The organism is Tibeticola sp. (assembly GCF_022759015.1).
Taxonomy (GTDB): domain Bacteria; phylum Pseudomonadota; class Gammaproteobacteria; order Burkholderiales; family Burkholderiaceae_C; genus Tibeticola; species Tibeticola sediminis.
The window spans coordinates 1-10,059 of record NZ_JAEMQB010000150.1; the positions used below are offsets into that span (position 1 = coordinate 1).

Consider the following 10,059-nt stretch of genomic DNA (forward strand, 5'->3'; position numbering starts at 1 on the left):
AGCACTTTGGCCGGCCATCGCAGCCCCACCGTCGCGGCCGCACACACGAGCGCGAGCGCCCACCAGGCCCAGGCCCAAGCGTGCGGCTGCGCCCGCACCGCGCCGAGCACCAGCGGCACCAGCAGCGCCGAAGCCACGATGCCCAAACCCGTGCCGCCGTAGTACAGGCCGAGCAACAACCCCGCGCGCCGCGGCTGCAACGAGCCAAGCCGCGCCGCCAGCACGCCCCCAGCGATGAACACGAACGCGCTGGCCACGCCGGCGAGCAGCCGCTGCACCAGCAGCAGCGTCGCATCGGTGAAGAAGCCGCTCAGCCCCATGAAGACGCTCGCCGCCACCGAGCCCCAGAGCAGCAACGCCGCCGCGCCCCAGCGCGCCAGGAGCCGCGGCGTCAGCAGCGCACCGAGCAGATAACCCAGCGCGTTGGCGGTGTTCATCGAGCCCGCCAGGGCGTAGCTCCAACCCAGGTCGGCGCGCATCGGGGGCAACAGCAGCGCATACGCAAACCGCGTCACGCCCAGCGACACTGCAGCACCCAAGGACAAAGCCAGCGCCCGCGCCAGCACCACGTGCGTCGGCGGCTCCGGGCTGGGGCGCTCCGTGATGGACTCTGCAGGCGCAGCGGCGCGCGCGGTCGAGGCGGGCTTTGATGGCGACATCGCCCGAGTGTGGCGCAATCCGACGCGCGCTGCATGTCGCACAGGCGCTGTCCAAGGCGTCCATCCGCGTTACCCTATGCCCAAATTCACTGACCCGGAGCCGTCATGTCCAAACTCTTCACCCCCTTTCGCGCCGGCGCCCTGGCGCTGCCCAACCGCATCGTCATGGCGCCGCTGACGCGCAACCGCGCACCGAACGGCACGCCCACGCCGCTCATGGCCGAGTACTACCGCCAGCGTGCCAGCGCGGGCCTGATCGTGAGCGAGGGCACCGCCATCAGCCCGCAGGGGCAGGGCTACGCCGACGTGCCCGGGCTTTACAGCACCGAGCAAATCGACGGCTGGCGGCGCGTGACCCGCGCCGTCCACGAAGCCGGAGGGCGCATCGTCGCCCAGCTCTGGCATGTCGGGCGGGTCTCGCATGTCGACCTGCAGCCGCACCATGCGCTGCCGGTCGCGCCCTCGGCCGTGCGCGCCCACACCAAAACCGTGCTGATCCGCGACGGCGCGCCGGTGTTCGTCGAAACCTCCATCCCCCGCGCGCTCGACGCCGAGGAAATTCCCGGCATCGTGCGCGACTACGCCCATGCCGCGCGCTTTGCCATCGATGCGGGCTTCGACGGCGTGGAAATCCACGGCGCCAACGGCTACCTGATCGACCAGTTCCTCAAAAGCAGCGCCAACCACCGCAGCGACGACTACGGCGGACCGATCCCGAACCGCGCGCGCTTCCTGCTCGAGGTCGTGCGCGCGGTGATCGAGGCGGTCGGGCCAGGGCGCACCGGCATCCGCCTCTCACCGGTCACGCCCGCCAACGACATCGACGAGCCACATCCACAGCCACTGTTCGAATACGTCGCCCGCCACCTCGGCCCATTGGGACTGGCCTACATCCATGTCATCGAAGGGGCCACCGGCGGCCCGCGCGTGCGCGAGGACCGCCCCTTCGATTACGACGCCATGCGCACCGCCTGGCGCAGCCACGGCGGCGACGGCGCCTGGATGGTCAACAACGGCTACGACCGGGCACTGGCCGAGCAGGCGCTCGAACACGGCGCCGACCTCGTCGCCTTTGGCCGCGCCTACATCGCCAACCCCGACCTCGTCGAACGCCTGCGCCGCGGCGGCCCGTTCAACACGCCCGACCGCAGCACCTTCTACGGCGGCGGCGCGCATGGCTACACCGACTATCCAACCCTGGCGGATGCCGGGGGCCAATAATCTGATAGCAAAGACTCAGCGCTTGACGCCGGCTTCCAGGCAGAAATCCTGAAAACCGGCGCTCGACCGCCGGCTCGCGCGCCGCCGCGCCGCCGCGCCGCCGCGCCGCTCAGTCTTCACCGAGCCCGATCGGCGCGGGCGCTTTCATCACGATGCGCGTGAACAGGCGCTCGTAGGCTGGGTCGGGCGGGTACTTGCCGGTCAGCGGGTCGCGGTTTTGTTCGAAGGCCGCGTCGAGCTCGGCCCAGTCGGCGTCGCTGAACTGCTGCTCGGCCTCGGGCAGGATCACCTGCTCCTCGATCCGCATGTGCTCGAGGTAGAAATCCACGTATTTCCGGAACGCCTCGGTGAACGCTGCGCGCCGCGACTCGCCCAGCAGCTCCCAGGCCAGCAGCAAGTGTTGCAGCTCGCGCACCAGGCGCTCTCCGCTCTGGTGGTCTCGCTCGAGGCGCTCGATCGTCTCGGCCGCCGCCGGCGCCTTGCGCGCGACGCGCGGGAACAGCAGCTCCGACTCCTTGGGGTGGTGCAGGCGCTCGGGAAACTCGTCGATGTAGAACAGCATGGCGCGCAGCACGTCGAAGAATCGCTCGGGGTGGTCGCCCGGGCCGCGTTCAACCAGAAGCCGCATGGACTGCAGCATGGCGGCGAGCGACGAATGCTCGTCGCGGATGATGGTCAGACTGGTGTGTTTCATGGTCGCCTCGGATCGGTACAGACGCGGCCGCTAGCATGCGCAAGCCGCAAACCGCTCATCCTGACGCAAGTCAACTTGGTGGCAGAAACCCGACCCACGAGGCCACCCTCACGGCCGCCAGCGCCGCAGCAGCAGGGCGTTGGCCATCACGCTGACCGAACTCGCCGCCATCGCGCTGCCGGCGAGCACCGGGCTCAGATAACCCAAGGCCGCCAGCGGGATGCCGACGATGTTGTAGATGAACGCCCAAAACAGGTTCTGGCGAATCTTGCCGACCGTGCGCGCCGAAATGTCGAGCGCTGCGGGCACCAGCGCCAGGTCGCCGCGCATGAGCGTGATGCCCGCGGCGTGCATGGCCACATCGGTGCCGCTGCCCATCGCCAGCCCCACATCGGCGGCCGCGAGCGCAGGCGCGTCATTCACGCCGTCGCCCACCATCGCAACCACGCGCCCTGCGCGGCGCAGCGTGGCAATGTGCGCCGCTTTTTGCTCGGGCATGACCTCGGCCACCACCTCACCGCGCTCGGGATCGAGCCCGAGCGCCTGCGCCACGGCCGCTGCTGCGGCGCGGTGGTCGCCGGTGAGCATCACGACCTGCAAGCCGCGCGCGCGCAAGCGCTCGATCGCCTCGCGCGCCCCCGGCTTCACCGTATCGGCAAAGGCCAGCAGCGCCCGCACCCGCGCCGCGGGGGCTTCCGAGCCCTCACCGCGTCCACATTCCGCCAAGGCCGAAACGGTCGCGCCGCTGGCCAGCAGCCGCCGCGCCTCGCCCTCGAGCGGCCCGAGCGCCGCCCCCATCTCCTCGAGCCAGCGCAGACTCCCCAAGCGCCAGCACACCCCGTCCACCACCCCTTCGGTGCCCCGGCCGGGCACCGCGTGCATCTGTGTCACCGGCTCGAACGCAACCGACCGTGCCTGCGCTGCGGCCACCACTGCGCGTGCCAAGGGGTGCTCGCTGCCGCTTTGCAAACTGGCCGCTAAAGCAAGCCACGCATCCACCGCATGCGGCTCGTCGGTCACAAACGCGGTCAGCGTCGGCCGCCCCACGGTCAGGGTGCCTGTTTTGTCGAACACCACCGTGTCGACCGCACGGGCGCGCTCGAGCGCCAGCGGATCCTGAATCAGAATGCCGTGCTGCGCCGCGACGCCCGTCCCCACCATGATCGCCGCCGGCGTCGCCAGCCCCAATGCGCAAGGGCAGGCGATCACCAGCACCGACACCGCATGGATGGCCGCCGCCTCGAAACCCACGCCCGCAGCGAGCCAGCCGGCCAAAGTCAGCACCGCTAACCCCAGCACCACGGGCACGAACACCGCAGCCACGCGATCGACCAGCCGCTGGATCGGTGGCTTCGCGGCCTGCGCATCCTCGACGAGCCGGATGATGCGCGAAAGCACCGACTCCGCCCCCACCGCCGTCCCCTCCACCATGACGCGGCCCTCGCCGTTGATCGCGCCGCCCGTCACCGCGTCCCCTGGCCCTTTGGGCACGGGCAGCGACTCGCCGGTCAAGAACGATTCGTCGGCCTGGGTGTGGCCTTCGACCACCCGGCCATCGGCCGGGAAGCGCTCGCCCGGCCGCACCACCACCCGGTCGCCGGGCAAGAGTTCGGCCACCGGCACATCGACCTCCCCATCGGGCCCGAGCCAATGCGCCTGCTCAGGCCGCAAGGCATGCAGCGCCCGGATCGCCGAAGTCGCCCGCCTCTTGGCGCGCGCTTCGAGCCACTTGCCCAGCAGCACCAGCGCAATCACCACCGCCGAGCCCTCGAAATAGAGATGCGGCGTCTCGCCCGCCGGTGCCGTCCACCACAGCCAGACCGACAGCAGCCAGCCCGCGGTCGTCCCGATGGCCACCAGCAAATCCATGTTGCCGCTGCCATGCCGTGCCGCCGACCAGCCCGCCTTGTAGAACCGCGCCCCCAGCACGAACTGCACCGGCGTGGCGAGCAAAAACTGCAGCCAGGGCGGCAGCATCACATGCACCCCGAACACCTGCAACAGCATGGGCAACACCAGCGGCGCGGACAAGGCCAAGGCCAGTGCCACCGGCACAAACCCCGCCCAGGGGCCCTCGTCGGCCGCCGCCTGCATCTGCTCGGGCGTGCGCGGCTCATAGCCCGCCTCGCGCACCGCGCGGGCCAGGCGCGCCACCACCTGCGGATCGCCCCCCGCCACCACGACGCGCGCCGACTCGGTCGCCAGATTCACCGTCGCCTGCTGCACGCCGGGCACCTTGCGCAGTGCCCGCTCCACCCGCGCCGAGCACGAGGCGCAGGTCATACCGCCGATGCCGAGGTCGACGCTGCACCGCTCGCCGTCGCCCGCTTCCCCAGGATTCACTGCCGGTTCATTCATGTGTTGATTGTCCAACGATTGAACTGTCGCCGTATGCTTCCAACTTTTGATCCGGAGTTCCGCATGAAACACACCTACACCGTCACCGGCATGACCTGCAGCCATTGCGAAAAAGCGGTCGAGCGCGCGCTCAAACGCGTCGACCCGCAGGCGCAGGTTCAAATCGACCGTGCCCAAAACCGGGTCGAGGTCGAGTCCAGCGCGCCGCGCGAGGCTCTGGCCGCGGCGATCACCGAAGAGGGCTACACCGTTGCCGATTGAGCCCGGCCCCGGTCCCACCCTCGAGCGGGCGCTGGCGCTCTACCCCGTCCTCGCCGCGGTCGACCCGCCGCTGCACGAGCTGCCGGCGACGGTGTTGCTGCGCGTGCCCGAAGGCACCGTGCTGTTCCGCGAGCAAGCCCCGTGTCTTGGCTTTCCGATCGTGCTCGAGGGTGAAGTCAAAGTCTCGCGCCATGCCTCCGACGGGCGCTCGCTCGAGCTCTACCGCGTCTCGCCCGGCGAAATCTGCCTGGTGTCGAGCGCCTGCCTGTTTCGCGGCACCCCGCTCGCCGCGCGCGGTGTCGCCACCCGTCCGACCGAGCTGATCCTCGCCGACCCCCGAACCTTCGAGCGCTGGCTGCAGTCCCCCGGCTTTCGCGCGCTCGTACTCGGCCTCTATGCCGAGCGCATGGCCGAACTCACCGAATTGATCGACGCCGTCGCCTTCCAGCGGCTGGACCAAAGGCTCGCCGCCGCGCTGCTCGGACACGGGCCCGACATCGCCACCACCCATCAGGCACTCGCCGAGGACCTGGGCACGGCGCGCGAAATCGTCTCGCGCCTGCTGCGCCGCTTCGAACGTGACGGCTGGATCGCCTGCGGCCGCGAGCACATCCGCATCCTCGACGCCGCCGCCTTGCGCCGCGCCAGCGGGCCGGGTTGAGCTCGCCCGCCCCTCGATTGACTCCGTGACCAAAGTCACAGACCATGCGCACGGCAGCCGGAACAATCCGGCCTTGCTCCCACTCGTTCAACTTGGAAAGGAACGCATCATGAAAACCAACGAAGGCACCATCGACCGCGCGCTGCGCGTCATCGTCGGCCTGGTCCTGCTGGGCCTCACCTACACCGGCACCATCGGCGTCTGGGGCTGGATTGGCGTGGTTCCGCTCGCCACCGGCCTGCTGGGCTGGTGTCCGCTCTACACCCTGCTGGGCATCAACACCTGCCCGATGAAGAAGAGCTGAAGGCCTCAATGCGGTGGGTCGGTCGCGCGGCCGGCCCGCTGATCTTTACAAAACATCATCGGCGCGCCAACGCGCCGATACATCGCGCCGCCACACTGGCTTCCTGTCTGCTCCGGTCGTCCCGGCGCAGCATTTCAAGTTCACAGGAAAGGAAGCCTCTCATGCGCACTTCGCAACTTCGTCCCTTCGTCGTGACGGCCGTCCTCTCGGCCGCGGCGTTCGCAGCCAGCGCCCAAATGAGTCCGCCTGCGCAAGGCGGCCCCGGCCCGATGGCTGGCCCCCAAGGCCCGCACGCGCCCATGATGCGCATGCACGGCACCCATGGAGGCCCAGACGCCACCGCGAGGCAAGCCCAGCGTGCCGAGCGCCAAGCCCGTCATCTCGCCGAGCTCAAGACGCGCTTGCAACTGAGCCCTGCGCAAGAGCCCGCTTGGAACGCTTTCGCCGAGGCCATGAAGCCCGAGCCGCCACTGGTCGCCGACCGCGCCGCGCTGCGTGCCGAAATGGAAAAGCTCAGCACGCCCGAGCGCATCGAACGCATGCAGCAGCTACGCGCGCAGGCCCAGGCTCGCATGGACGCGCGCCTCGCTGCGATCAAGACCTTCTACGCGCAGCTCAACCCGGCACAACAAAAAATCTTTGACCTCGAATCCAAGCGCTGGCTCGAGCACGAAGGGCGACACGCCCACCCCGCCGAATTCGGCCCCGGCATGAAGCACTGAGCGCCCATGGCCAGGCGGATTCGGCCCCCGTGAAGGCACAAAGCGCGGGACGGGTTTAAAAACCCCCGGGTATTTCCGGCTTTGACGAAACGCAAACATTAGGCACGATCAGCGCTTTAAGCTTTGCGTTTCCTCATCATGCCGACACCCAACGCCTGCCCCGCACCCACGTCCCTGCCCACCGTCCGCATGGTGGGGTTGACGCGGCCTCTGCACTGGCTACGGCTCGGCTGGCGCGATCTTTGGCGCGCCGGGACGATCAGCTTCGTTCAAGGGGCAGCTTTGACCGCCGCCGGGGCGCTGCTGCTGTTGATCGCACACGACCGCTTCTGGTTGCTGGCCAGCGCCGCGTCCGGTTTCCTCGTCGTCGCCCCGCTGCTCGCCACCGGCTTTTATGCGCTCAGCCGCGCGCTCGAGCGCGGTGAGCCTGCCGACGCCCGCTTGCTCGTGGCCACCTGGACCGCCTGGCAGCAGCAACGCAACCGTGGCAGCGGCGGCTACTGGTGCCTGGTACGCTTTGGTTTGCTCCTGGCGCTGGCCGGCACCGGTTGGGTGCTGACCTCGGCCGCCTTGATCACGCTGTACGCACCGGCGCCCGTGCAAACCCCCGTCGACTTCCTGCGCTCGGTGGTGCTGGCCGAAGACTCGTGGCTGTTCGAGCTCTGGCTGTTGCTCGGCGGGTTGCTCGCGGCGCCGATTTATGCGTCCAGTGTGGTCTCGATGCCGCTGCTGCTCGACCGCGCCGTCTCGGTCCAGCAAGCGGTACTCACGAGCTGGGCCGTCATCGTCACCAATCCACTGCCCATGGCCTTGTGGGCCGGGCTGCTCATGGTCATCACCGCGCTCGGTATGCTCAGCGGCATCGGTCTCATCGTCGCCCTGCCGCTGCTCGGCCATGCAAGCTGGCACGCGTACCGTGAGCTCGTGGACGCAAGCCACCTACCCGAGCGCCTCCCGCCGTCGCAGCGTGCGGCCTAAAAGGTTACCTCCATGTTTGGCTATTCGGAAGAACAGATCGCGGCCTTCGGCCTGAGCTTCGGCGTCGGTTCCTTCATTCTGTATATGCTGTTCATCATCGGACAGCTCGCGTGGGAATCCAAGGCGGGCAAGTTTGGAACCTTCGTGATGTTCCTGGGCCTGGCCTTTGGCATGGTGGGCTACCTCGCGAAATACATCATCCGCTGGTACCTCGAGCGCTGAGCCTGGCTTTCGAACGACGGGCTACGTGACCCGTATCCGCTGCAAACCCAGAGGCTACGGTCCGTTCTGCCGTTCCCTCTGTTCAGTTGAGCGCCGTCAAAGCGCCCGCTCCCGTCCGTCGATAGCCTCCGCGGGATGAATTACGACATTCTCGTGGTCGGCGCCGGGCCGGCCGGCTTGGCCTTTGCGACCGCCCTGGCCTCGACCGGTTGGCGCATCGCGCTCATCGATCCCTTGCGCGAGGCCGAGCTTCAAGACCCGCCCGAGGACGGCCGCGAGATCGCTCTCACGCAGCAATCGGTTCGAACCTTGCAGCACCTCGGTCTGTGGGCCCGTATCGCCCCCGAGCACCGCGCCCCCTTGCGCCGTGCCTGCATCTTCGACGGCCCCGATCCGCAACCGCTCGTCGTCGACGCGCGAAGCTGCGGTGCCAATGAACTCGGTTTTCTCGTCTCCAACCACCACATCCGTCGCGCCGCCTTTGCGGCCTGCGCGAGCGCCCGCGGCGGGCAACCGGCCGGCGACTTTTACTTCGAGGACCGGGTGGTCCAGGCCCAGGTCGAGCCCGACGTCGCCCAACTCACCCTCGCCAGCGGGCGACAACTGCAGGGCCGACTGCTGATCGCTGCCGACAGCCGCTTTTCCCCGACCCGGCGCATGCTCGGCATCGCCGCCACCCATCGAGATTTCGGCCGCAGCATGCTGGTCTGCGCGATGACCCACGAACGCGACCACGCCCAATCCGCCTGGGAATGGTTCGACCACGGCCAGACGCTCGCCTTGTTGCCGATGAATCCCGACCCCGAAACCGGTCGGCCGCGCGCTTCGGTCGTCATCACCCTCCCGGCTGCCGACATCGAAGCCCTGTGCCACGAAACGTCCGAGGCGTTCAACCAAGCCGTCGCCGCACGATTCGCCCACCGGCTCGGTGCGATGCAGCTCCAGGGCCAGCGGCATGTCTACCCCTTGGTTGCGGTGTGGCCCGAGCGCATCGCCGCCCCGCGCTTTGCCTGCATCGGCGACGCCGCGGTCGGCATGCACCCGGTCACGGCCCACGGCTTCAACTTCGGCTTGTTGGGCGTCAGCACGCTCGCGAGTCGCCTACGCCGCGCCGCGGCTCAACAGGCCGACCCCGGAGCCTTCGAGCCGCTGGCTGCTTACGAACGCCGGCATCGCCGCGACACGCGCAGCCTCTATCTCACCACGCAAGCCATCGTCGGTCTCTACACCGACGAACGTCCGGCCGCTCGGACGCTGCGCCGCCTGGCCTTGCGCGCCGCCGCGGCCTTCCCGCCCTTCCAACATCGGATCGCCCGCGCGCTGACGGCTTGAGGCAACGCTGAGCCGGGTCCGTCCGCGCCGCGCAGACGGGCTGCGGTCGGTCTGCGTCCTTGCACATCCACGCCACGGCTTCGACTCATCGGCCCGAGTCTTGGGCAATGGTTTCCTGGAACAAGTCTGTGGATAACTTCCCGCATAAATCCGGCTTATCCACACGACCCACCCCTGTAGCGAAGTTGTCCCTGTACGCGCGACAGCTGCAATCGACCTCGGTTCACAGGGCTGTCCCGGCCTTAAGTCCTTGTCCGATCAGCAAAAATTCGACTTTCCCAAGAAAACCGGCTTGACCTACTACTACGACTAATTTGAAATAGCCATATCTAGGATAAACATCCAAATCCCTTCCTAGCCCCACCCCTTTCCCCGCGGGGCGCCGGTTGCGGTCCGGATTCACTCATCTCGAAAGCACCTCTTGCTCAGCGGCTTCATTACCCACCCCGATTGCCTGCGCCACGAAATGGGGCCCTCGCACCCCGAAGCGCCGGTACGTCTGCATGCGATCTACGATCACTTGCTTGCCAAAGGCCTGCTCGACTACATGCACGCGTTCGACGCGCCGCTGGCCACCGAAGAACAGCTCGCGAGGCGCACACGGCTCTGTACGTTCGGGAAATCCTGAGCGCCGCCCCCTTGGACGG

General features: G+C 68.4%; 12 protein-coding genes. 9 read left to right on the forward strand and 3 right to left on the reverse strand.

What is annotated here, in order from left to right; all coding sequences use genetic code 11:
- A partial coding sequence (locus tag JHC36_RS09415) for a YbfB/YjiJ family MFS transporter (protein WP_287918495.1) occupies window positions 1-659 on the reverse strand: 659 nt, incomplete at its 3' end.
- A gap of 105 nt (window positions 660-764) precedes the next feature.
- Between JHC36_RS09415 and JHC36_RS09420 the strand changes: the two genes are divergently transcribed.
- Window positions 765-1,880 carry an alkene reductase gene (locus tag JHC36_RS09420; RefSeq protein WP_287918497.1) on the forward strand — a complete coding sequence of 372 codons (1,116 nt, stop codon included), beginning with the start codon at window positions 765-767 and terminating at the stop codon, window positions 1,878-1,880.
- 109 nt (window positions 1,881-1,989) lie between these two features.
- On the opposite strand, the gene JHC36_RS09425 is transcribed toward JHC36_RS09420, so the two are convergent.
- Together JHC36_RS09425 and JHC36_RS09430 are read right to left on the reverse strand one after the other, a co-directional pair.
- Window positions 1,990-2,574, reverse strand: coding sequence for a hemerythrin domain-containing protein (locus JHC36_RS09425; protein ID WP_287918499.1), 585 nt, complete (start codon window positions 2,572-2,574; stop codon window positions 1,990-1,992).
- A 108-nt stretch (window positions 2,575-2,682) separates the two neighbouring features.
- Window positions 2,683-4,932, reverse strand: a complete 2,250-nt coding sequence (locus tag JHC36_RS09430; protein ID WP_287918501.1) for a heavy metal translocating P-type ATPase — start codon at window positions 4,930-4,932, stop codon at window positions 2,683-2,685.
- 63 nt (window positions 4,933-4,995) lie between these two features.
- On the opposite strand from JHC36_RS09430, the gene JHC36_RS09435 reads away from it, so the two are divergent.
- From JHC36_RS09435 to JHC36_RS09470, 8 genes are all read left to right on the forward strand, one after another.
- Window positions 4,996-5,193, forward strand: a complete 198-nt coding sequence (locus tag JHC36_RS09435) for a heavy-metal-associated domain-containing protein (RefSeq protein ID WP_124223067.1) — start codon at window positions 4,996-4,998, stop codon at window positions 5,191-5,193.
- Entirely contained in the window at window positions 5,183-5,854 is a 672-nt protein-coding gene (locus tag JHC36_RS09440; protein WP_287918502.1) for a Crp/Fnr family transcriptional regulator, read from the forward strand. Before JHC36_RS09435 ends, JHC36_RS09440 begins: the two co-directional genes overlap by 11 nt.
- 109 nt (window positions 5,855-5,963) lie before the next feature.
- A complete protein-coding gene (locus JHC36_RS09445) occupies window positions 5,964-6,158 on the forward strand; it encodes a YgaP family membrane protein (RefSeq protein ID WP_124223065.1) in 195 nt (64 codons plus the stop codon).
- 161 nt (window positions 6,159-6,319) lie between these two features.
- A complete protein-coding gene (locus JHC36_RS09450; RefSeq protein ID WP_287918505.1) occupies window positions 6,320-6,880 on the forward strand; it encodes a Spy/CpxP family protein refolding chaperone in 561 nt (186 codons plus the stop codon).
- A 138-nt stretch (window positions 6,881-7,018) separates the two neighbouring features.
- Window positions 7,019-7,858, forward strand: a complete 840-nt coding sequence (locus JHC36_RS09455; protein ID WP_287918507.1) for a DUF2189 domain-containing protein — start codon at window positions 7,019-7,021, stop codon at window positions 7,856-7,858.
- A gap of 12 nt (window positions 7,859-7,870) precedes the next feature.
- Window positions 7,871-8,080, forward strand: a complete 210-nt coding sequence (locus JHC36_RS09460; protein WP_287918509.1) for a DUF2788 domain-containing protein — start codon at window positions 7,871-7,873, stop codon at window positions 8,078-8,080.
- A gap of 135 nt (window positions 8,081-8,215) precedes the next feature.
- Complete coding sequence (gene ubiM / locus JHC36_RS09465) at window positions 8,216-9,412, forward strand: 5-demethoxyubiquinol-8 5-hydroxylase UbiM (protein WP_287918511.1); 1,197 nt, start codon at window positions 8,216-8,218, stop codon at window positions 9,410-9,412.
- Window positions 9,413-9,833: 421 nt separating this feature from the next.
- A complete protein-coding gene (locus tag JHC36_RS09470; protein WP_287918513.1) occupies window positions 9,834-10,040 on the forward strand; it encodes a hypothetical protein in 207 nt (68 codons plus the stop codon).
- Window positions 10,041-10,059 lie beyond the last annotated feature (19 nt).

Coding starts and splice junctions, on each gene's coding strand:
- JHC36_RS09420 (WP_287918497.1), top strand. CDS start 765: ATGTCCAAACTCTTCACCCCCTTTCGCGCCGGCGCCCTGGCGCTGCCC.
- JHC36_RS09425 (WP_287918499.1), bottom strand. CDS start 2,574: ATGAAACACACCAGTCTGACCATCATCCGCGACGAGCATTCGTCGCTC.
- JHC36_RS09430 (WP_287918501.1), bottom strand. CDS start 4,932: ATGAATGAACCGGCAGTGAATCCTGGGGAAGCGGGCGACGGCGAGCGG.
- JHC36_RS09435 (WP_124223067.1), top strand. CDS start 4,996: ATGAAACACACCTACACCGTCACCGGCATGACCTGCAGCCATTGCGAA.
- JHC36_RS09445 (WP_124223065.1), top strand. CDS start 5,964: ATGAAAACCAACGAAGGCACCATCGACCGCGCGCTGCGCGTCATCGTC.
- JHC36_RS09450 (WP_287918505.1), top strand. CDS start 6,320: ATGCGCACTTCGCAACTTCGTCCCTTCGTCGTGACGGCCGTCCTCTCG.
- JHC36_RS09455 (WP_287918507.1), top strand. CDS start 7,019: ATGCCGACACCCAACGCCTGCCCCGCACCCACGTCCCTGCCCACCGTC.
- JHC36_RS09460 (WP_287918509.1), top strand. CDS start 7,871: ATGTTTGGCTATTCGGAAGAACAGATCGCGGCCTTCGGCCTGAGCTTC.
- ubiM (WP_287918511.1), top strand. CDS start 8,216: ATGAATTACGACATTCTCGTGGTCGGCGCCGGGCCGGCCGGCTTGGCC.